This window comes from Aerococcus sp. NPDC058936 (assembly GCF_042741995.1).
Taxonomy (GTDB): domain Bacteria; phylum Bacillota; class Bacilli; order Lactobacillales; family Aerococcaceae; genus Aerococcus.
Window position 1 is genome coordinate 119,351 of sequence record NZ_JBHYKZ010000004.1, and the last position, 23,255, is coordinate 142,605.

The window sequence follows — 23,255 nt, forward strand, 5'->3', positions numbered from 1 at the left end:
GCGACTTTTACCGCGACTAAAATCTAGATTAATTTTTCTCTGGTGATAATATCAATACCCTTTGGTACGTAAGCCGCGATTTGAACTGGGTCACTTACTGACACCCAACCTAAACCTGGAAATACGATATCTGTTGGTGTTTTGATTGAGAATTCTTTGCGGACCAATCCTGGGAAATTGGCCACATTTTCTGGGTAAGGCGGTTGTAAAATTCCACCAAGATGCTCTTGGTAAAATTCGTCTGAACCTGCTAATTTGCGGCGATGTGGTTTGATTTGACCCGACATATACAGGGTAAATGAGGTCCGTTCACCAGCAATAAAATCCAGACGCGCTAAGCCACCAAAGAACAATGTTTGTTCTGGATTCAGTTGGAAAGTCACAGGCTTGATTTCTTTATTCGGTAAGGCGTCCACCAATTCTTTTCCTTCTAAAATAGCGGTCATCTGGCCTGGGTTAATGATCCCTGGTGTGTCAATTAAGCTAGCTTCATTACCCTCTGCATCGTCAAAAGGAATATCGATTAAATCTAAGGTCGTTCCTGGGAACTGGCTAGTTGTAATGACATCCGCTTCCACACCTGTGGCTTGAAGAATCCGGTTGATCAATGAAGATTTCCCAACATTAGCCATACCAATCACATAAACATCACGACCATCACGCATTTCATCGATTTTCGCTAATAAGTCGTCAATATTCGCCCGCTTTTTAGCTGAAGTAAGGATTAAGTCATCCACCTTAACCCCATTATCTTTCAAGTATTTACGCAACCAATTTTCAATCCGATTGTGTTTCACTGCCTTTGGAATAGCGTCCATCTTGTTGGCAACCATTAGGATGGGGTTAGTCCCTGCAAAACGGTTTAAGCCGTTTATTAAAGAGCCTGCTACGTCAAAGATGTCAATCACATTAACGATAAGGGCATCTTTTTCGCTAAGGGTATTTAAGATGGCTAAAAATTCATCTGCAGATGTCGATACCTTCTCAAGGGTATTATAATGACGCAATTTAAAACAACGTTGGCAGTATAATAAACCGGATTCAATACCTTTCTGGTATGCAGATTGCGGAGTGTATCCGCGTTTATCTGGTTGGTCAGTCTGAATTTCAGCACCGCAACCAACGCAATATAGTGTTTCTTCGTTAGACAATATTATTCCTCCACTTCAAGTCGGGATGTTTCTTTTCAATTCTCTTGAATAAGAATTTTTCAATTTTACGATTTAATAGGGTCCATACCAAGTCTGTTTCAACTAGTGGCATGACCAAGATGCTGCGAATGCCTAGGCGATTACCACCAAAAACATCGGTTAAAAGTTGGTCACCAACAATGACTACTTCATCCTGACTGACACCAAGCATCTCAATAGCCCGTTTAAACCCTCTACGAGAAGGTTTTTTTGCGTCTGAGGTAAAGAGCACCCCTAGCTGGTCAGCTACACGTTTGACGCGGCCCTGATGGTTATTGGATAAGATGACAACAGGTATCCCCGCATCTTTCATGGTTTTTAACCAAGCACGCAATTCGGGTGTCCCATCCGGGTTATTCCATGCAATCAAGGTGTTATCTAGGTCAGTGATTACGCCTTTGATATTATGTTTGGCTAATTGGTCAGGTGTCAATTGATAGATACGTTCTATCATCCAGGTTGGTTTAAAATAGTCTTTTTTCATGCCGGCCTCCCTTAATTTCATGAATAGTATACCATAAGCAGACCCTTGATTCACTTATGCAGGAGCCGATTCACCGCTTGTTTTATAAGCATAAACTTTTGGTAAAATGCTGCAAGCCAAGTAGGCGAATAGTAGCCTTTTTCTAAAAAGCAAAGCAACAAAAAATGCTACGGGCATATCAGTCTGACATGCTCGTAACATTATCAATCGTCTAAAATCACATATCCTCTACTATAACCCCATCTGAGGCAAAGTCAAGTGTCTTTATCTGTGCGTCAAGATTTAATTGGCTGATGGCCTCAACAATCTGATCTGAGGCAGAAGCTTGGACAAGGGTCATAATAGTTGGGCCGGCACCTGATAGGTAAGTCCCGTATACCCCGTCAACTGTTAACAATGCTTGGCGGATTTGCCCTAATTCTGGGACTAACTGTGCCCGAAACGGTTCATGTAATTGATCCATCTCCATCAAGGTACCTACTGCTTCAATGTCCCCTTCTAACAACTTGCTCACGAAGACATTACCGATACCATTCGCCCGAACTGCGTCTGCAAACACCAATTCTTTCGGTAAAACGGCTCTCGCTTCTTTAGTTAACAACTCTCTATTAGGGATAGTCGCAATAAAATGCACATCATCCAATAGAGATTTGGTCCATAATACATGGGTTAAATCCATAGCGACTGACACCACCAAACCACCTGCTAAAGCTGGGGCAATATTATCCGGGTGGCCTTCGATTTCGTTAGCCATGTTAATCTTTTCATCCATTGACCAAGATGCACCCGCTAAAATTTCAGCAATGGCAATACCCGCCACAATAGCTGAAGATGACGACCCTAAACCACGAGCTGTTGGAATATCGCTGGTCATATTTAAATGATGTGGTTTGGCATCCGGTGCGAACCGTAAAATTGTTTCAATCACCATGTTGGATGCGTCAGTTGGAATCCCTTCGCCTAGGTCATGGTCTATTTGCCATTGTTCACTAGGGTTAAGAATATCCACCGTTAAATATAGGGTAACGGCAACACCGATTGAATCAAATCCGGGCCCCATATTGGCTGAAGTTGCCGGAACTTTCACTCGTACCTTTTCTACCATAATGGTCACCTACTTCGCTTCAGGCAACACAGAATAGTAAGAAATCAAGTTTAATTCAGGACTATCTTGTGTAGCTTGGTTGATTTGTTGTAATTGGGCTTGTGACATCTCATGGGTGACAACCACAATTTTCGCTGTTTTATCGTCAGACGACGGTTCTTGGAAGACCTTGTCTAAGCTGACTTTCGCATCGTCAAAGATTTGGACAAGCTTGATAAACTGCCCTTGTTTGTCTTCAGTTTCAAAGTGGAAGAAGCCAACGGATTTGATGTCTTCTGCCTTTTTCCAAGTGGCATCTTGACTGTAATTGGCAAATGGTTGGCCAGTCGTTTCTGTGTGGATATGTTGACCAATAGCCATAATATCTGAAACCACCATGGCACCAGTCGGTAATTCACCGGCACCAGGACCGTAGAACATCATCTCACCAGTCGCTGCCCCCTCAGTAAAGACCGCATTCATTTCGTTACGGACAGTTGATAATGGGTGAGTTTTTGGTACTAAGGTTGGCGCTACTTCAGCGTAGACGGTACCGTCTACCAAGTTTGCCCGACCAATTAACTTGATCACGTAACCTAATGAGCTAGCAACTTGGATATCACGAGCTGTGACATGACGGATGCCTTTGACTGGAATTTCGTTCAAGTCGACAGTCACCCCAAAGGCCATTTTCGTTAAGATAACAATCTTACGGGCTGCATCTAGACCATCTACGTCACCTGATGGGTCTGCCTCCGCCAAACCTAAAGCTTGCGCTTCCGCTAAGACTTCATCGAAGCCTCGTCCTTGTTCCACCATTTTTGTCAAAATGTAATTCGTTGTCCCGTTGACAATACCTGATACAGAGAATAACTTATCTGACGCTAATGGCGTACGTAAACTGTTTAAAATTGGAATACCACCAGCAACAGCTGCTTCATACAAGAAGTCTAATTGATGGTCTTGGGCATATTGGATTAAATCTAAACCTCGTTTAATCGCCACCAAGTCCTTGTTAGCAGTTACGATGTGTTTACCAGCGCGTAATGCAGATTCAATACAGTCAGCTGCGAATGTTGTCCCCCCCATAGCCTCAACCACAACATCAATTGAAGGGTCGTTGATGACATCATTGAAATCAGTTGTCAATTGAATGCTTTCTGGTAATCCAGGATGTTTCGCTTTTGATTTTTCAATATCGCGGACAAAAATCTTCGTTACTTGGTATTGTATACCTTCCGTATCTGACATTTTTTGTGCGTGATCATGCATAATTTTGGCTACCCCGCCACCGACTGTACCTAGACCAAGTAATCCAATATTAATTTGTTTCAAATTTGCCACCTCTTTAGTTGATTGTATTTTATCATGTATATTTCATGATATTCTCATAATCGTTTCCACTCTTAAATTCTACCCTTAAATTCATAAAAAGCAATCAATTGTTGAACATATTCAAAATCGGGTACGTAAAACTCGTTACGTCCATTGATTTTAATTGTATCTTCTGAACCCTTACCAGCTACCACAATGGTCGTTGGTTTTCCGGATGCAATCGCATCCTTATAGGCCATATAGATTGACCCGGTCCGGTCTAAATTGCTTCTTACTTTAGCATCTGGATTGACCCCGTTAATGGCTTCTTCAATTTCAGCCATAATTTTATAAGAATCTTCAAAGTTAGGATCATCACTGGTTAAATAAATTTCATTGGTATTTAAACCAGCCACATGGCCCATGTCCGCTCGTCTGTTTTCAGCTTTCCCACCGGCTGATCCAAAAACAATACGGATATCATTATCAGGCGCCATTTCTTTAACAGATGAGAATAATTCTTCAAAGGATATTTTGTTATGGGCGAAATCAACTACGAAGGTCAATTGATTGTCCGTACTCCGGTAAATTTCCATCCGGCCATCTGTTTTGGCATCGCCTAAAGCCTTTTGAATTGTTGCCCACTCAACATCATTTTCACGCGCAATCGCCGCTGCCACTAGGGCATTGTTGATATTAAAGTGCCCTAAGACATTTAAAGCCATCGGAATCTGTTCACCTTGATTTTTCACCACAAATGTCTGTTTGGTTTCACTAAAGGCTAATTCATCGGCAAAATAATCAGCCGCCGGGTTTTTACGCGAAACTGTCACAATCCGTTGAATGTTTTCAGCATCTTCAGCTGCTTTTAAAATCTCTTCATAATGGTCTGTATCTTCATTGATGACAGCCACTTTACCGTGGTCAAAGATCCGTAATTTTGACTGGAAGTAATCAGCAAAAGTCGGATGTTCGACTGGCGAAATATGGTCTGGTGAAATGTTCAAAAAAGCCACCACTTCCATCTTCACGTCGTCAACGCGATGGTATTTTAAGGCTTGGCTGGACACTTCCATAGTTGCCCGCTTTACCCCATTGTCCCGCATAGTCGCCAGCATTTCATATAAATCCATGGCTTCAGGCGTGGTAAGGGTTGATGGTGTTTTTTCAAGGCCATCATAGTTAAAGGTAGATGACACGAATCCAGGTAGTGCTTGCCCTTTTTCCTGACTGTCTAAGGTCAAAATTTGGTTAACGAAACCTGCTGTGGTGGTTTTGCCTTTGGTACCTGTAATCCCTGAAATGGCCACGTCTTGCCACGGCGATTGGTAGAAAAAATTGGCAAGCTGAGCCATCGCTAGGCGGATATCTTCAACGATAATACCTGGGATGTCGGCTGCGTAATCTTGTTCTGACAGGTAGGCCACTGCCCCGCGGTCAACAGCATCTTTTAGGTAAGAGGCTTTAAAATTGAGCCCCTTACACACAAATAAGGTGTTGGCTGTCACCGCACGCGAGTCAAATGTGATCCGATCAATGATGACCTCGTCTGCGACATTTTCTTGTGTAATGGTTGTTGCGCTGCCATTGTCCTTAAAAAAGGCGATAGCACGCGATAATTTCATTGAATCTGACATGTTAAACTCCCTCTACTTCATATAAATAAAAAAAGGATCGTGATGCCACGACCCTCTATACGACACAGAATGTCTGCCATATTGGTAGTTCTAGTAGGTCACCCTACAATTTCAACTGAATTGGTTAATTATTGAATTAACTCGTAGATTTCCATTGCGACTAAATCAATGTCATCAAATTGGAAAGTTTCGTTGATTGTTAAGTCCTCTAATTCAAAACTTTCAGACTCTTTGTTAAAGCGTACAATACACTTTTCAACGCCCTCTTTTTCAAAACGACGTACTTCGATTTCTGAGTCATCAGAAAGCATCGCTTTTAATCGGGTAATAATTGCTTCTAATCGAGATGATTGCATAATAATCTCCTTTCGCCTTCTTATCTTTGTCATTTTAACACTCTTTGGTTGAATAAAAAACCTTTAAGTGCATGAGAAATGAATTAATTTCAGCAAAGCCTTTTCATTGAAAAATGACGCCCCATATTCATGCTGACTATTCGTCTTTTCTGCGAATATAGAAGGACGGGAAATACTTGCTAGTCCACTTCAAAGGTCTATGCAGTTCTGCAAAAGAAGAAGATAGGTAAACACTTCGTCCAATTAGATTTCTCGGTTTCTCTGACTGCAATTCAATCATGTACTGGTAAATATGGTACAAGTCCACATAGAAAGCATCTGCCGACACATGATAAATTAATGGTGCTAAACCTTCTGTTAATGAAGATTGCGCCGTTTCAATAGCCTTCACAGATTTGGGAAAATCTGTCACTTCCGTTAGTAAATGACCGAACGGTGCAATATCTTCAAGGGCCGCTAGGTAAGGCGTCTTCATGGCGATCACCGGTAGATGGTTGGTGATGGCTTCAATAAATGTTAAGCCCTGCGTCTCCGAAGTCGATAAGTTCACATAAACATCCGCCGCTTGGTACAAGACATTGACTTGGTCATGAGATACAAAGCCTGGGAAAATGATTTTATCCGTCAAATTGAGTTTAGCTGTTAAAGCTTTTAACGCTTCTAACTGTGGCCCGTCCCCTGCAAGTAACAACTTAGCATTTGGGATATCCGCCAGCACCTGAGGAAATTGCTCGATAATCGCGTTTAAGTTCTTTTCCTCAGCGATACGGTTAATCGATAACAGTAGATACTCATCTTGTGCAATGCCCCAGCTTTGTCTAAAGTTGATTAAGACATCTTGGTCAATTTCCTTAGGTAACTTTACCCCTGTTGCCAAGACATGAATAGGTTTTTGAATTTGATAGTCTCTTAAAACATCTTTCATCTGCTCGCTAGGTGAAATGACTAAATCAGCTTGATTACAGAAAAGTTTAGACAAATGAACGACCGTTTTTCGAGAAATTAATTTGCCATTTAAAATATAATGAAGGTATTTTTCATACCAAGTGTGATAAGTGTGCACTAGTGGAATCCTCATATAGCGTGCTACGCTTACCCCCATCAACCCCATAGAGAACTCCGTTTGGGTATGGACAATATCGATTGCTAACTCTTTGCATTTACGGTAAATAGACGCAAAAGAAGGAATCGCCACTCGTCTATCCTTGAAGAATAGAAAAGGAACTGATTCATAGCGAAATACATGGTCTTCAATTTCTGCCTTTGGATCGGATGTCGTAAAAATATACACTTGATGTCCATTATCCTCAAACGCTTCTTTTAATGTTTGAATTGAGGTAGCGACCCCACTTACTTGTGGAAAGTAGGTATCGGTAAAGATCGCGATATTCATCTAAACACTCCTTAGATGCCCTTTTTATTTTAATCCTGTCATATATCCTATCATAACAGAATAATTGTAATTAAAAAATCATCTGATGGCAACTTAATTGTAAAGAATACGATAAGAGATATCTTCGCGTGACATCCACATTTAGACAAAGAAAAAACCCCACCAAGATCCATGATCTCAGTGAGGTTTTCAATCTATTCATTTGAAATGATTATAGTTCAGCTAGTTCAGGAACTGCTGCTTTAATTAAAGCTTCAGCTTCGTCTGAAGAAGTTGCTTCCGTAACTACTTTGTTAGCTAATTCAGCCATTTCGTTTGAATCTAATTTAGAAATTAAGGATCTGATTTTCAGTACAGAAGATGCAGACATAGAGAATTCATCTAAGCCCATACCTACTAATAATGGCGCAGCCATTGGTTCACCGGCTACTTCACCACACATACCAGTCCATTTACCTTCTTTATGACTCGCATCGATAACGTTTTTGATCAATCGTAATACAGATGGGTTAAATGGTTGGTATAGGTATGAAACGTGTTCATTCATACGGTCAGCCGCCATTGTATATTGGATTAAGTCGTTGGTACCGATAGAGAAGAAGTCCACTTCTTTAGCGAATTGATCAGCAATCACAGCAGCCGCTGGAATTTCGATCATGATACCCACTTGAATGTCATCCGCAACTTCAACACCTTCAGCTTCTAATTTAGCTTTTTCTTCCTCATAAATTGCTTTCGCAGCACGGAATTCAGGTAAATTTGAAATCATCGGGAACATGATGCGTAATGAACCGTATACAGACGCACGTAATAAGGCACGTAATTGTACACGTAATAATTCAGGTTGGTTTAATCCGATACGGATTGCACGGTAACCTAAGAATGGGTTCATTTCTTCTGGTAATTGTAAGTAAGGTAAGTGTTTGTCCCCACCGATGTCCATTGTACGAACAACGACTGGATGACCATTCATCCTTTCTAAAACAACTTTGTAAGATTCGAATTGCTCATCTTCAGTTGGCATTTCGTCTGAATCCATGTATAAGAACTCAGTCCGGTATAAACCAATTGCTTCAGCACCGTTTGAGTGTACACCTTCTAAGTCTTTTGGCGTACCGATGTTGGCAGCGATTTCGAATTTCTTGCCGTCTTTAGTTAAAGTCTCAGCGTCTTTAAGTTTTTCCCACTCAGCTTTACGAGCTAAGAAGTCGGCAGCAATTTTTTCGTATTCTGCGATGGTTGCATCGTCAGGATTTACAATAACATCACCGTTTAAACCATCAACAATGACAATGTCACCGTCGTTGATTTCTTTAGAAACATTACCAGTCCCTACAACTGCAGCGATTTCTAGTGAACGAGACATGATCGCTGAATGTGAAGTACGTCCACCGATATCAGTCGCAAAACCTTTAACAAATTGGCGGTTTAATTGTGCTGTATCACTTGGCGTTAAGTCATAAGCCACAACAACTACTTCTTCATCGATAGTTGAAAGGTCAGGAATTTTAACACCTAATAAATGCGCTACTAAACGGTCAGTAACATCTTTGATGTCAGCTGCACGTTCTTGCATATAAGGATTGTCTTCCATACCTTTGAAGATTTCGATGTAGAAGTCAGCTGTTTGACGAACTGCAGATTGCGCGTTCAATGTTTCATCTTCAATTTTTTGCGTATAAGCTTGTTGCAATTCCGGATCTTCAAGGACCATTAAATGCGCGTCAAAAACTTGCGCTTCCTCTTCTGACAAGGCTTTAGATGCAACCGCTTTAATTTTTTCGATTTCTACTTTTGAGTCAGCTATAGCTTTTGCTAAGCGTTCTTTTTCTTGTTGTGAATCGTTAGATTTTGAAATTTCAAAACTTAAATCAGGTTCTTCAACTAAGAACGCTTTAGCGATGGCAACGCCATCACTAGCCGCGATTCCTGTTAGTTTAGTCATATTATTCTGATAACCCTTCGTTTTTCATAGTTTCAGCAATTGTTTGGATTGCTTCTTCTTCGTCATCACCTTCAGCAGTGATTACAACGTCAGAACCTTGACCTACACCTAAAGACATTACGCCCATGATTGATTTCAAGTTTACAGATTTACCTTTGTATTCTAAATTAATATCTGAGTTGAACTTGCTTGCAGATTGCACCAATAAAGTTGCAGGACGTGCGTGGATACCAGTTTCAGCTGTAATGTTAAATTCTTGTTTTTGCATAATCAAAAATCTCCTTTAAAATGTTTTATTTAGACCTTTATAAATAGGCAAGAGTTATTATAGCTTATCTATTTGAAAAGTAAAATGTCACAAACTAGACTATACCATAATTAGAAAACTCTTTCATTAATAATTTACCAAAAAAATAGCGTTTCCACAAGGTTTTTCCCTTGAATACTATAGGAATAATTTTTGTTTAAGCCTTTTGGTTGAAAGTCAAAATTGGTCAGAGTATAATATAGACATTAGCAGTTATATCTATATGCTGCGAATATAAAAATTGCAGGCAATCGCTCTAGCATTAAATAAAGGAAGTGCTTATATGTTATGTCAAAACTGTGGCGAACGCGACGCTGTCATTCATGTATACGCAAATGTGAATGGCCGACGTGAAGCGGTAAACCTCTGCCAAACATGCTACTCACAGCTATCTCAAGGTAAACAAACAAATAATTTAAATAACAATAATAACGATAATAGTAATAACCCCTTTGGCGGCTACAGCTTTGATGACCTATTACGTCAAATGCAACAACAAGGCTTTTCTGGAAATTCGCAGAATAAAGCCCAAGCTCAACCTGGCAAAGGTGGCAACAATGACGATTCTATCTTAGGCAATTACGGAACCAACTTGACTGACCAAGCCAAGGCTGGTTTAATCGACCCAATTATCGGTCGAGACGATGAAATTATCCGAGTGATTGAAATCCTGAACCGTCGTACAAAAAACAATCCTGTTCTAATTGGTGAACCGGGTGTCGGTAAAACAGCCGTTGTCGAAGGCCTAGCCCAAAAAATTGTTGAGCACGCTGTACCAGAAAAATTACGCAACAAAGAAGTCATCCAATTAGATGTCGCTTCACTTGTTCAAGGAACTGGTATCCGCGGCCAATTCGAAGAAAAAATGCAACAATTAATGAATGAAGTCCGCGAAAATAAGAACATCATTCTATTTATAGATGAAATCCATGAAATTGTCGGCGCTGGTTCAACTGAAGGTGGTTCACTAGACGCTGGTAATATCTTAAAACCGGCTCTAGCCCGCGGTGAACTCCAATTAGTGGGTGCAACAACCTTAAATGAATTTAGAAAAATCGAAAAAGATGGCGCCCTAGCCCGTCGTCTACAACAAGTCATGGTAGCTGAACCTTCTGTAGAAGAAACCCTGGAAATTATCAAAGGTATTCAAGAAAAATACGAAGGATTCCATAACGTGAAATATAGTGATGAAGCCATTGAAGCAACTGTTCGCCTATCAGACCGTTATATCACGGACCGTCAATTACCAGATAAAGCGATTGACCTATTAGATGAATCAGGTTCTAAAAAGAATTTAACCATTCCATTCTTAGACCGTGAATCGTTGAAGAATCAAATTGACGAATTAACCAGACTGAAAGAAATGGCCACAGAAGCTGAAGATTATGAAAAAGCAGCCTACTACCGTGATCAATTAAACAAATACCAAGATATGTACGATAGCCATCAGAATGTTCCTGAAAAGACACCAACAGTCAATGCCAGCGACATTCAAGCAATTATCGAAACCAAAACCGGTATCCCCGTTTCAGACCTTCAAGAATCTGAACAAGACCAATTGATCAACTTAGACGAAAACTTGAAGCAACACGTCATTGGTCAAGACGATGCAGTAGAACACATTGCCAAAGCTATCCGTCGTAACCGGGTTGGTTTAAGCCGTCAAGACCGTCCAATCGGTTCTTTCCTGTTCGTCGGCCCGACTGGTGTCGGTAAAACCGAATTAGCACGTCAATTGGCCATTCAATTATTTGGTCGTCGCGAAGCCTTAGTCCGCTTTGATATGTCTGAATACATGGAAAAACATGCCGTGTCTAAATTAATTGGTTCACCTCCAGGATACGTAGGCTACGATGAAGCTGGCCAATTAACAGAGCAAGTACGTCGTCAACCATACTCAATCATCCTATTAGATGAAATTGAAAAAGCCCATCCAGATGTCTTAAATATCTTCCTACAAATCATGGAAGACGGTCGTTTAACAGACGCCCAAGGTCGCACTGTATCCTTTAAAGATACCTTAATCATCATGACATCAAACGCCGGTTCAGACGGCGTGGAAGCAAGTGTTGGGTTTGGCGCAAGCAAACAAGGTAAACAACAAAGTGTCATGAACAAGATTGGTGACTACTTCAAACCTGAATTCTTGAACCGTTTCGATGCCATCATCGAATTCCAACCACTAACTAAAGCAGAACTGATTGTGATTGTTGACCTACTATTAGATAATATGAACAACTTACTAGCCAACCAAGATATCCATGTCAATGTTGATGACAAGGTCAAAGAACGTTTAGTTGAACTTGGCTATGATGCAAAACTTGGTGCTCGCCCATTAAGACGTGTCATCCAAAGTCAAATCGAAGACCAAGTAGCTGATACCTTCTTGAAGAACAATGATGTCCACGACATTTACTTTACTGTAGATAGCGATGATAACATCATTGTAGACCCATCAGCTTTAGTTGAAGAAGCATCGGAAAATGACAATAGCCATCATGCTAATTCCGAAGACTAAAATACACAACTATTTTTAAGTAGCCAAAAGGCCCAGGAAATTTTTCCTGGGCCTTTTTCGTGATTATAATAAAGTTTCTAAGTGTACATCCGGGTACTTACCTTGGAACCAGTTTACAGCAAAGTTGTTTTCAAAAAGGAAAACAGGATTACCATGGATATCCTTACATAGTAAGTTACGACTTGAAGACATCTTCGGATCCAACTCTTCTTCAGAAATCCAACGGGCGATTTTATTCCCCATTGGTGACATGTCTACTTCTGAATTATATTCATTTAATAAGCGGTATTGGAAAACTTCGAATTGCAGTTGCCCAACGGCACCGATAATATATTCTTCAGAATGCCACGTTCTATAAAGTTGGATGGCACCCTCTTGGACTAATTGTTGCATCCCTTTGTGGAATGATTTTTGTTTCATGACGTTTTTAGGTGAAACTTTCATGAACAATTCTGGTGTAAATTGTGGTAGTGGTGGGAAGGCTACGGCCTTTTTGCCAGTATAAATGGTATCCCCAATTTGGAAGTTCCCTGTATCATACAAACCAATGATATCGCCCGCTACAGCTTTTTCAACGTTCTCTCTTGAATCGGCCATAAATCGGGTTGTATTGTTCAATTTGATTTTCTTGTCAGTACGGGTTACTTTTACATCCATTCCCTCTTCAAAGGCACCTGACACAATACGGACAAAAGCGATACGGTCACGGTGACGTGGGTCCATGTTGGCTTGGATTTTAAAGATAAAACCACTTAACTCAGGATCCGTTGGCTCAATTTTTTCCCCCTCTTCAACAGTCTCCACTGCAGAAGGTGCTGGCGCGAAATCAACAAAAGCATCGAGGAAGGTATGAACACCAAATCCTGTTAAGGCAGAGCCAAAGAATACTGGCGTTAATTCACCGGCAGCAATGGCGTCAGCATCAAAACCATTACCTGCTTCACGCATTAATTCTGCGTTTTCCAAGGCTTCCGTATAAATAGAAGATTCTTTGAATTTAAAGTCGCCTTCAACTTCACCGTCTTCGTTCAATGGTAGGAAGTCGTTATCCCCATTTTCTTCTGGATGGGTTAATTCCACACGGTTGTTGTAGAAATCATATAAACCAAGGAATTGTTTCCCCATACCCATTGGCCAGTTCATCGCGTAGGCATCGATGTCTAAAACTTCTTCAAGTTCAGCAACTAAGTCCATCGGTTCACGACCATCACGGTCTAATTTATTCATGAAGGTGAAAATTGGAATGCCACGCATACGACAAACTTGGAATAGTTTCTTAGTTTGAGGCTCGATCCCTTTACCTGAGTCGATTACCATCACCGCCGCATCTACGGCCATCAAAGTACGATAAGTATCCTCAGAGAAATCCTCATGTCCTGGGGTATCCACTAGGTTAATTTGGTAACCGTCGTAGTCTACCTGCATCACTGATGATGTCACGGAAATCCCACGTTGTTGCTCGATTTTCATCCAGTCAGACTTGGCGAATTTACCTGATTTTTTCCCTTTAACAGTACCCGCTTGACGGATAGCACCTGAGTATAATAATAATTGTTCTGTAATCGTCGTCTTACCAGCATCCGGGTGGGAAATAATGGCAAAGGTACGGCGTTTTGCTACTTCTTGCGTTAAGTTCATCCTCTTCATCCTTTTTCATTTTGATTATTGATTATGTCTTTCTGATTTGTTGGGCGTGTGTTTTCTATAGCGTATTATGCTAATCACACCTCCTAAAATATGCCTTTCTATAATACCATATGCGTCAAGTAATTTAAAATTGCAAATCACATAATAATTATCCCCGCTTATGTTATAATGAATCTATCATTTTTAGCACTAAATTCATTTTTTATTGAAGGAGAAATGGCATGAAGACCGTTTGGACCAATGATATCAATTCAGAGCCCTATAGGGACGCTTTAAAAGTTAGAAAAGAAGTCTTCGTAGACGAACAAGGCATCGATATTGACGAAGAAATCGATAAATACGAAGCAGATTGCTTACATATGGTTGGCTACAACAGCGATAATGAACCCGTTTATACAGCACGGTTACTCGCCTTAACACCGAATGCAGCCAAATTACAACGTGTAGCAATTGCTCAAAAATATCGTGGCCAAGGTCTAGGCCGTGAATTGATGGCCGTTGTTGAAGAGAAGGCATTAGAGGAGCATTTTTCACAAATTATTTTGGGTGCCCAAGAGCACGTGACCGGTTTCTATGAAGCGCTTGGCTATGAAAATATGGATACACCGAAATATATGGACGCAGGCATCATGCATATCGATATGGAAAAAAGTATCGGTCATGTCAACGAATGACTGCTTGACTAAAATAACCTATCTAAAAGCTGTATCTGTCAATGAACAGGTACAGCTTTTTCTGTGTGTCACTTTAAAGGTTAATTCACTTTGCCCAAACGAGCTCGTTAACTCTTGCTATCTTTAATACCTACCCTTGTATACAGTACACTCAGGTTAAAGTAGTCGAGCCTTTTTGCAATGAAAAGATGCACTCTCTCAATAGTACCATAGTTAACCCATCGAAAAAGAGCTTGCATGCAAACGACCGCCATATTGAGGTCTTGAATGCGGGCACTCAAGTATAATTTGTATAATAACAAAACCCTGTAAAGTCAGATTTCGTTCTAACGCTACAGGGTTTTTTCATGTGTATTTTACGCTTGGTTTAATGGCTTGTATTCTGCTGCTAAACCACGTTGAACGGCTGGACGTTCGTTGATTTTGTTGGCCCATTCAACCACGTTCTTGTATGAATCAGCATCCAAGAATTCTTTAGATCCTTCATATAATTCACCAAGGACTAAACGACCATACCAAGACCAGATAGCGATATCCGCAATGGTATAGTCTTCGCCCGCGATAAAGTCACGGGTTGCCAATGTTTGATCTAGTAAGTCTAATTGACGTTTGGTTTCCATTGTAAAACGGTCAATTGGGTATTTTAATTTTTCAGGTGCGTAATTAAAGAAGTGACCGAAACCACCACCTACATAGGGACCGGCACCAATTTGCCAGAATAACCAGTTCAAGGTTTCTGTACGACCGTGGATATCTTTAGGGATTAGGTGGCCAAATTTTTCAGCCAAATAAAGTAGAATTGAACCTGATTCAAAAACGTTTAAAGCGGGTTCTTGACTTTGGTCGACTAAAGCCGGAATTTTAGAGTTTGGATTGATTTTAACAAAATCAGAGCCAAATTGATCGCCGTTTCCAATATGAATTAAAAATAAGTCATATTCAGTATTTGACACACCTAGGTCTTTCAATTCTTCTAGTAAAATAGTAATTTTAATCCCGTTTGGTGTACCCAAAGAATACAATTGTAAATCAGCTTCTCCAACAGGTAGTGTTTGTTCAAAACGGCTACCAGCAGTTGGACGGTTACCCCCTAGATTCTTGATTTCTTCAGCTTCATTTTCCCATGTCCATACACTTGGTACAATATACTCGCTCATTTAATCGCTCCTTTTTTAATCCTTACTCGCTTACCTAAATATACCACTGTACCCCTAGAAAAGTTAAATCATTCGCTCATTGAAAGGTTTAAAAAACTGGTAAATTACTGGTAAATTTCAAGGAGTTACTTATAATAGTAAATTAAAGGAGGCTTTTCATTATGTCTGAACAAAAAACTTTTATTATGTTGAAACCAGATGTATTAAAACGTGGCTTGATGGGTGCCATTATTTCACGTATCGAAGATCAGAATTATTTTATTGAACGCGCCCAAGTCATGGCATTAGATAAACAAATGGTGGCCCACCATTACGCCCACCTATTGGATGAAGATTTTTACCCTGAGCTTGAATCTTATATGCTTTCGGGCCCGGTCTTTGCGATGGTGGTTACCGGCGATAACGTCATTGAGGGGATGCGGAAAATTATAGGGGCAACCGACCCACGCGAGGCAGCACCTGATACCATTCGCGCTGATTTCGCCAGAAATGTGACTGAAAATGCCATCCACGGTTCAGACACAGAAGAGAATGCAGCTATTGAAATCACCCGTTTCTTCAATTCGTACGAATAGTAACTACATAAAAAGAGCTTTCACTAGCCTGCAATCCCCATTATTCTATTGGGCGTTAGCAAGCTGGTGAAAGCTTTTTTCCATTGAAATATTTAAATAATTTAAATCAGCTGGTCAGCGGCAGCTAGGACGGCGTCATAATTGGGTTCGTCCCGCATGTCCGCAACGATTTCGATGTATTGGATTTGATTGACGTCATCTACCAATAGGACGGTCCGCGCCAGTTTACCATTCTCCACCATTTCAAGTCCTGAGGCCTTGGCAAAATGGCCCGCCTGGTCAGAAAGGTAAGTCATATCGACATTGTTGGTCTGACACCAGTTAGTGATATCTGCAGGGTCGTTGAAAGAAATGGTCAAAATCGGATAATTCTTTTCTTTAGCTAGCGCTGCGAAACGGTTGGTTTGAATGTCACATGTCTTGGTATTGATGTCTGGGACAATGGAAATAACGGTTAATCCTTTGATATAGTTGCCTAATTGAACCACTTTTTTATCGCGGTTGTATAGGTCAACTAAGGGTAACTGGTCGCCTTTTTGTAAGGGTTGGCCCGCTAAATGAATGATTTGGTCGCCTCTTGTTATTTGCATCATTTTTCTCCTTCATTTTAAATAGAAAAGCGATTAAGCGTTCTTTTTGCCTTGCCACGAGTCACTAATTTGTTCAATCACAAATGGCGTTACTTGGTAAACATAGTAGTTTAACCAGTTGGCATAAATAGTATTGGCTGCTGTCCGCCACTTCAATTTCGGCGTATTCTCTGGGTTATTGCCAGGATAGTAATTGACTGGCAGTTCAATTGGCTTACCAGCTTCAACATCACGCTTGTATTCCTTGCCTAAGGTTTCTGCGTCATATTCCGCATGGCCGAAGATAAATACAAAACGCGAATCAGTGGACTGAGCGATTGAAACCCCTGTTTCTTCTGAACCAGCTAGAATTTCTAAGTCAGGTGCCTGTTCAAAAAATTCACTTGGCACAGTCGTGTGGCGAGAATGTGGCATATAGAAAAGTTCATCCATACCACGTACTAAAGATACCTTTTTATCTCTCAATTCTTGCTCGTAAATACCAAATAGCTTTTTGTCTAAAGGTTGTTTACCGATACCGTAATGGTGGTAAAGGGCTGCTTGAGCGCCCCAACAAATATGCAAGGTTGAGAAGACATGATTATTTGACCATTCCATAATGGACACTAATTCGTCCCAGTAATTCACCTTCTCGAAATCTAGGTGCTCAACCGGTGCACCAGTAATGATCATCCCATCAAAGTAATGGTCTTTAATTTGGTCAAAGGTCCGGTAGAATGCTTTTAGGTGGTTTTCTGAAATATGGGCCGCTTGATGTGACTGCATATGGATAAAGGTCACATTCACTTGCAGGGGTGAATTACTTAATAACCGCAGCAACTGCTCTTCCGTCGCTTCTTTAGTCGGCATCAAGTTCACAATAACCACTTCTAAAGTACGAAAGTCCTGCATGGTTGCACGACGCTCATCCATAACAAAAATATTCTCTTGGGTTAATTTTTGTAATGCTGGTAAATCTTGAACAACTTTAATTGGCATTGATATTCCCTCCATTTTATCACCCTAGCTTCATCAAGCTAGTTAAGCGATTCTTCCCTTATCATCTTCATTTAACATAAAAAAAAGTCCTTATAATACAACACAGTATTATAAGGACGTCTGGAACGTGGTACCACCTTACTTTGCGAACTATCAGCTCGCCTCATTCGTACAATCATACGAAGATAGGTTATCGACTATCAATCGCAAGTGCTAAAGGTAAGTACATTCTACACTCGTCACTCCCAGACCATTTTCAAAGGAAATACTTACACCTACTCCCACCAACCGTAGATTCTCTGAGCAAAGATTTCCATTTACTTATATTTTCAATGTGATTCATTTTTTATGTTTATCATCAATTTCTTATATTTCTATAAGCAAATATTAAAACAATCTACTTAAACTGTCAACCGTTACCGGTTATCCCTATTACTTATTTATGATATTCAATTGCATTTACGCTAAAAATTGTAGGAATTGTGAAGCGATTGAAAAATAAATTAATACTGACGTTAAATCGGATAGCGTTGTAATAAAGGGTCCTGATGCAACCGCAGGGTCAAAGCCCAGCTTGTCCATCAAAATAGGAATCAATGATCCAGCTAAATTAGCCACTGTAATCGCCGCTAACATAGAGACACCAATTACCCCACCTAATACAAAATTGCTTTGCCAGATACCGACAACCGTCATGATGACTAATCCTGTCACGGCACCCGCAATTAATCCTGTCATAATCTCACGTAAAATCATTGCCCCCATAGTAGAGGCTTCATCTTCTGGTGTCGCCAATTTACGAACCGCAACCGCTAAAGACTGTGTCCCTGCATTCCCTGAGGTACCGGTAATTAATGTAATAAATAAGGACAAAGTCGCTACTTCAGCAATCATATCTTCATATTGGCTAATCAAAGTAGAAGTTCCCATTCCTAGAAATAGCAAGGTAATCAACCATGGCAAACGTGATTTCGCTGAATTCCAAGGTGATGAATATTGCTCATCCACGTCTACCCCGGCCAAACCAGAGTAGTCTTGCATGGCTTCATCATTCAAGACATCGATAACGTCATCGACGGTTACGATACCAATCAGTTCACCTGTTTCTTCAACAACGGGTACTGCTAGGAAATCGTAGTCTTGAATGGTACGAGCAACATTGATTTGGTCTTCGTTAACATCTACTGAAACGACACGGTCAGACATCAATTCATTGATCATGACATTCCCGTCATTAACAATCAAATCACGCAAGGATAGTACCCCGACCAAACGGTTGTCATCATCTACCACGTATAAGTAGTAAATGGTTTCAGCGTTTGAGGCTTTGGCACGTAACATGGTCATGGCTGACTTAACAGTTTGATTGGTAGTAATCGATACAAATTCAGTGGTCATAATCGACCCTACTGTCTCGTCCGCATAATGCATCAAGACTTTAATATCATCTGCTGCCGCTTTTGGCATCAGACGCATGTATGTCCGCACTTTTTCAACGTCTAACTCGTTTAGAATATCCACGGCATTATCGGTATACATGTATGAAAGTACGTCTGCAGCGTATTTATCATCCATATCATATAGGAAGTTCAAAATACGGTCGTGATCGTCTTCATCAATAATATCGTAAACTTCAGCTAGTTCTTGCGGCGCTAAATAATCGTGCAATTTCACCCGTTCAGCTGGATCCAAAGTCAGGTAAATCTGTGCTTGATCATATGTATGGTTTTTGAAGAATTCTTCTCTAAACCGGTCTCGGTCATTATGCTGCAGTGCCTCTATAATACTTTCATAGATTTCCTCATCAGTAGGCTGACTCATTTCAAAGATTTCCACTTCTTCGTTTTCTGTTTCTCGATTATCTAAGACTTCTTTATTTTCATCGCGACTCATATTCTCACCCCTATGTCATTTTTGATAAGTTATCATTTTTATTGAGGCTGTAACAAAGCTGCCACACCTTCTATTTTAACAGATGCCAACCATTGTAATATAACCTATAGGTCAAAGCAAGCAGAAATGTCCTCCGGCAAGGGAGCCTGTATTTCAACCATTTCACCAGTAAATTGATGCTTGAACTTGAGAGACCGACAATGCAAAGCTTGTCTTTGAATACCATGGTCCATTTGACCACCATACAAGTCGTCTCCAATAAGTGGCGCACCATTAAAAGCAAAATGCACCCGGATTTGATGGGTGCGTCCAGTATGTAACTGTACTTTATAGACTTTTAAGGCGCCCACTTGTTCAGCTAACCAATACTCTGTTAAAGCTGATTGGCCTGATTCGTGAACCCGTCGTTCAATGATTGACCGCGGACTTCTAGCAATCGGATCATCAATAAAACCATGGTCAAGGTCAGATACTTTATTATCCGAAACAGCTAGATAGGTCTTTTCGATGCCTTTTTGCTGCATTTGCTGGTCAATTAAGCCATGGGCAAAAGCGTGCTTCGCAAATAACATGACCCCACTCGTATCCCGGTCCAACCGCGTCACTACGTGGATGACCTGGTTGTCATAATCCTGCCGCTGGTAATAGGCCTTTAAAATATTAGCCATGGACCCCTGTGGATTGTATTGGGAAGGAATAGAAGTGTAGCCAGCCGGTTTGTTGACGGCGATATAATGGTCGTCTTCAAACAAAATATCAATCGGTAGATGAATGGCTTCGATGATTTCTTGCTTCCCTTCATTCGGCAAAATGACTGTCACTTTATCGCCGACGGTCAATTGGTGACGGACATTCTCTTCATGTCCGTTTACTAAAATTTGCCCTCCATGAAACTTGATTCGGGACAATAGTCGCCTAGAAATCCCCCTGTGTTTCAAAAAGGTACGCGTTAACAAAGCTTCGTCCGCTTCCCATTCGAATACCATCATAAAAAAATTGTCGACCTTTCATTTACGTTACTTTATTTTTCACTTTAATCTATTACTTTTTTACATACTAAATGCTAAAAAAACTAATTTTCTTCCTTTGTGAGCTTGCGCTTTGGATAGTCATTGATTCCGATAAATGAGTTTTCTACCCTGTCCCAAAAGTGCATGTGACGATAACGGGCAAAATGCACCCGTTCCTTAGCTACACGGTAAGTAATTTTTTCAACATCATTCAATGGCATATTCAAATGGTCTAAAGACAAGAATACGCCAGTCATGGCATGTTCTTTCGCCGGCTTTAAGACGATCCACTCATCCTTAGCGATTAATAAGGGACTTGCCAAAGACCGATATACTCGGTTATTAATTGAGGCAATCTCTGTCATTTGAATGGTATCTAAACGAGGGTGGACAACGGCCCCACCTAAGGATTTATTTAAGCCTGTTGAACCAGTTGGCGTTGAAATACACAAGCCGTCTCCTTTAAAGAATTCAAATTTTTCTTCTTTAATAAAAATCTCGCAAGTCATTGTCCCCTCATACCGTCTAATAGCAGACTCATTCAAAGCAATGTGTTGGATCACTTGGCCATCACTGTATTCAATTTCGACTTCTAGTAGGGGATAAGACACACTTTCACCCGAATCATTACTTAAGGCTGCAAGGAATTCAGGCAATTCACTCTCTAGCCAATCCGTATAAAAACCTAAGTGTCCCGTATGTAAACCAACAAAACGAACAGAGTCTAATTGATCCGCATAAGTATGGAAGGTTTTTAGCAAGGTGCCATCTCCACCAACGGAAATTGCTAATTCAGGATTTACATCATCCAATTCAAAGCCTGAGCTTGCACAAGATGCATAAATCATATCGCGAATTTTCTTAGAACTTTCAGTGTCACTGTATCGTACTGCCACTCTCATCTATATACCCTCCACAATTGATTTAGTCACCGTTATATTTATATCTTCATTCCCATTGCAACTTGATCCGAATATTTTAATCAATCATCAAACTATAGTGGGCGTTTATGTTTGTCTTCTATTTGATTTTCTACTGGAGTAGGGAATTGTGTTTTCTGCCTACTATTTGAACCAGTTGTTTGAAAATACTTCTGGGCTTCTTTAATTTCTTCACGGATTTCAGACATTTCCTCGTCTAAACGAAAGGCTGCTTCAGCTGCTCTTTCAAGTCGTTGGTGCAATTCTAAAGGATAATCGCCCGCATACTTGTAATTCAATGAGTGCTCAATCGTCGCCCAAAAGTTCATCGCTAACGTCCGCACTTGTATTTCAACAAGAATCGAATCGGTCCCCGTAATTCTTTCAATCGGATAAGCAATGACAATATGATATGAACGATACCCACTTGCCTTCTTATGGCTAATATAATCACGTTCAACAATAATGTCAAAATCTTCACGCTGATGAAGGATTTCAACGACTTGATAGATATCTTCCACAAACTGACACATGATGCGAATACCACCGATATCTTCAATCACGGTTTCAATATTATGTGCGTTTAGATCTAATACTTCTCTAAACTCAGCTTTTCTTAAAATACTGTCAGGTCTCTTTACTCGGCCAGTAACAAATTCGATTGGCGAATGAATATTTGCTTCTTCAAATTCCGTACGAATACCCTTAAATTTAACTTTTAACTCCTCGACAGCCTGTCGATACGGCGCAAGAAAACTATGCCAATCTTCCACCATCTGGTCACCCACTTTATTTAATCTACTTGCATACACATCCTGTATATTCTATCACAAAAACCATTGATTTATAATAATAAACGCAAAGATAGCAAGTTATCTTTATCTTTTTATTCGTATAAAATGCATGGTACCGCCAACCCCTTTTATTGTAAAAGTTATGTTAATCTTGATATACTTGAAGCGAATATAGAAAAGAGGCGGTCCAATGGCAGAACATTTAGAAATAGAATACAAAAATATTTTAAATCAAGCAGAGTACCAGGAGTTGTTTAATTACTATAATTTCGCAGAAACTGCCCCCCTAACCCAAGAAAATATCTATTTTGATACTAAAGATCATGAATTGCGCAAACGGCATATTGGTTTACGTGTGCGTATAACAGATACTTATGTCCATTTAACAATGAAAAAACCTGTTAAAGACCATCAGAAATTGGAAACAACTGAAAAATTGACCCTTATCGATGGCGAATCTATTAAAGAATCTAGAAAATTGAGCCATGGCGGTGAAGTTGCTGATTTCTTAGCAACAATTGATATTGCACTTGATGACTTAGTCATCATCGGGCAATTTAAAACTATTAGACACCAACAAGTGGTTGAAGGTCAAGATATGGTGTTGGACCATTGTTTCTTCCAAGACTACGAGGATTTTGAACTTGAAGTTGAAACAAACAATCCAGAAACAGGCCTCGTTTTTTATCAAAATTTATTGCAAAAATTTCAAATTCCACAACGGCCAATTAAACAAAAAATCGTGCGTATGAATCAATCAAATGCTGATCCCTTGGGCTAAATTCAGTT

21 protein-coding genes and 1 other annotated feature are annotated in these 23,255 nt (G+C 40.3%); of the genes, 4 read left to right on the top strand and 17 right to left on the bottom strand.

Features of this window, described 5'->3' with window-relative positions; genetic code table 11:
* Positions 1-23: 23 nt before the first annotated feature.
* The 9 genes from yqeH to ACFW0C_RS04630 form a co-directional block, all read right to left on the bottom strand.
* Complete coding sequence (gene yqeH / locus ACFW0C_RS04590; RefSeq protein ID WP_378105780.1) at positions 24-1,151, bottom strand: ribosome biogenesis GTPase YqeH; 1,128 nt, start codon at positions 1,149-1,151, stop codon at positions 24-26.
* Positions 1,144-1,674, bottom strand: a complete 531-nt coding sequence (locus ACFW0C_RS04595) for a YqeG family HAD IIIA-type phosphatase (protein WP_378105783.1) — start codon at positions 1,672-1,674, stop codon at positions 1,144-1,146. The genes yqeH and ACFW0C_RS04595 overlap by 8 nt, the downstream gene beginning before the upstream one ends.
* Before the next feature lie 217 nt (positions 1,675-1,891).
* A complete protein-coding gene (gene thrB / locus ACFW0C_RS04600) occupies positions 1,892-2,779 on the bottom strand; it encodes a homoserine kinase (RefSeq protein ID WP_378105785.1) in 888 nt (295 codons plus the stop codon).
* A 9-nt stretch (positions 2,780-2,788) separates the two neighbouring features.
* Positions 2,789-4,102, bottom strand: a complete 1,314-nt coding sequence (locus ACFW0C_RS04605) for a homoserine dehydrogenase (protein ID WP_378105787.1) — start codon at positions 4,100-4,102, stop codon at positions 2,789-2,791.
* A gap of 62 nt (positions 4,103-4,164) precedes the next feature.
* Positions 4,165-5,709 (bottom strand): Mur ligase family protein, encoded by a 1,545-nt coding sequence (locus ACFW0C_RS04610; RefSeq protein ID WP_378105788.1) that lies wholly within the window; start codon positions 5,707-5,709, stop codon positions 4,165-4,167.
* Positions 5,710-5,837: 128 nt separating this feature from the next.
* Positions 5,838-6,065, bottom strand: coding sequence for a YkuJ family protein (locus ACFW0C_RS04615; protein ID WP_016897683.1), 228 nt, complete (start codon positions 6,063-6,065; stop codon positions 5,838-5,840).
* Positions 6,066-6,201: 136 nt separating this feature from the next.
* Complete coding sequence (locus tag ACFW0C_RS04620) at positions 6,202-7,458, bottom strand: glycosyltransferase (protein WP_378105791.1); 1,257 nt, start codon at positions 7,456-7,458, stop codon at positions 6,202-6,204.
* Between the two features lie 211 nt (positions 7,459-7,669).
* Positions 7,670-9,403 (bottom strand): phosphoenolpyruvate--protein phosphotransferase, encoded by a 1,734-nt coding sequence (gene ptsP / locus ACFW0C_RS04625; RefSeq protein ID WP_378105792.1) that lies wholly within the window; start codon positions 9,401-9,403, stop codon positions 7,670-7,672.
* 1 nt (position 9,404) lies between these two features.
* Positions 9,405-9,671 (bottom strand): phosphocarrier protein HPr, encoded by a 267-nt coding sequence (locus tag ACFW0C_RS04630; RefSeq protein ID WP_039935992.1) that lies wholly within the window; start codon positions 9,669-9,671, stop codon positions 9,405-9,407.
* A gap of 322 nt (positions 9,672-9,993) precedes the next feature.
* Here ACFW0C_RS04630 and ACFW0C_RS04635 point away from each other — a divergent pair, with 322 nt between their 5' ends.
* The gene (locus ACFW0C_RS04635) at positions 9,994-12,228 is read left to right on the top strand and encodes an AAA family ATPase (protein ID WP_378105793.1); all 2,235 of its coding nucleotides are present in this window, start codon (positions 9,994-9,996) and stop codon (positions 12,226-12,228) included.
* A 63-nt stretch (positions 12,229-12,291) separates the two neighbouring features.
* Here the strand turns inward: ACFW0C_RS04635 and ACFW0C_RS04640 are convergent, their stop codons facing one another.
* The gene (locus ACFW0C_RS04640) at positions 12,292-13,866 is read right to left on the bottom strand and encodes a peptide chain release factor 3 (protein ID WP_378105794.1); all 1,575 of its coding nucleotides are present in this window, start codon (positions 13,864-13,866) and stop codon (positions 12,292-12,294) included.
* 230 nt (positions 13,867-14,096) lie between these two features.
* Here ACFW0C_RS04640 and ACFW0C_RS04645 point away from each other — a divergent pair, with 230 nt between their 5' ends.
* Positions 14,097-14,549, top strand: coding sequence for a GNAT family N-acetyltransferase (locus ACFW0C_RS04645; RefSeq protein WP_111856792.1), 453 nt, complete (start codon positions 14,097-14,099; stop codon positions 14,547-14,549).
* 356 nt (positions 14,550-14,905) lie between these two features.
* On the opposite strand, the gene yghU is transcribed toward ACFW0C_RS04645, so the two are convergent.
* Entirely contained in the window at positions 14,906-15,706 is an 801-nt protein-coding gene (gene yghU / locus ACFW0C_RS04650; RefSeq protein ID WP_378105795.1) for a glutathione-dependent disulfide-bond oxidoreductase, read from the bottom strand.
* A 161-nt stretch (positions 15,707-15,867) separates the two neighbouring features.
* Here yghU and ndk point away from each other — a divergent pair, with 161 nt between their 5' ends.
* Entirely contained in the window at positions 15,868-16,281 is a 414-nt protein-coding gene (gene ndk, locus ACFW0C_RS04655; RefSeq protein WP_378105797.1) for a nucleoside-diphosphate kinase, read from the top strand.
* Positions 16,282-16,382: 101 nt separating this feature from the next.
* Here ndk and ACFW0C_RS04660 read toward each other — a convergent pair whose 3' ends face one another.
* The 6 genes from ACFW0C_RS04660 to ACFW0C_RS04685 all read right to left on the bottom strand — a co-directional run bounded on the left by ACFW0C_RS04660 (position 16,383) and on the right by ACFW0C_RS04685 (position 22,448).
* The gene (locus tag ACFW0C_RS04660; protein WP_378105799.1) at positions 16,383-16,874 is read right to left on the bottom strand and encodes a redoxin family protein; all 492 of its coding nucleotides are present in this window, start codon (positions 16,872-16,874) and stop codon (positions 16,383-16,385) included.
* Positions 16,875-16,904: 30 nt separating this feature from the next.
* Positions 16,905-17,849 carry a homoserine O-succinyltransferase gene (gene metA, locus ACFW0C_RS04665; RefSeq protein ID WP_378105801.1) on the bottom strand — a complete coding sequence of 315 codons (945 nt, stop codon included), beginning with the start codon at positions 17,847-17,849 and terminating at the stop codon, positions 16,905-16,907.
* A gap of 109 nt (positions 17,850-17,958) precedes the next feature.
* Positions 17,959-18,191: a binding site (T-box leader), on the bottom strand.
* Between the two features lie 117 nt (positions 18,192-18,308).
* Positions 18,309-19,670, bottom strand: coding sequence for a magnesium transporter (gene mgtE / locus ACFW0C_RS04670; protein ID WP_378105890.1), 1,362 nt, complete (start codon positions 19,668-19,670; stop codon positions 18,309-18,311).
* 176 nt (positions 19,671-19,846) lie between these two features.
* Positions 19,847-20,728 (bottom strand): RluA family pseudouridine synthase, encoded by an 882-nt coding sequence (locus ACFW0C_RS04675; RefSeq protein ID WP_378105891.1) that lies wholly within the window; start codon positions 20,726-20,728, stop codon positions 19,847-19,849.
* A gap of 86 nt (positions 20,729-20,814) precedes the next feature.
* A complete protein-coding gene (locus ACFW0C_RS04680; protein WP_378105803.1) occupies positions 20,815-21,654 on the bottom strand; it encodes an NAD kinase in 840 nt (279 codons plus the stop codon).
* A 92-nt stretch (positions 21,655-21,746) separates the two neighbouring features.
* Positions 21,747-22,448, bottom strand: a complete 702-nt coding sequence (locus ACFW0C_RS04685; protein ID WP_378105805.1) for a GTP pyrophosphokinase family protein — start codon at positions 22,446-22,448, stop codon at positions 21,747-21,749.
* Positions 22,449-22,656: 208 nt separating this feature from the next.
* Between ACFW0C_RS04685 and ACFW0C_RS04690 the strand changes: the two genes are divergently transcribed.
* A complete protein-coding gene (locus tag ACFW0C_RS04690) occupies positions 22,657-23,247 on the top strand; it encodes a CYTH domain-containing protein (protein ID WP_378105807.1) in 591 nt (196 codons plus the stop codon).
* Positions 23,248-23,255: the final 8 nt, after the last annotated feature.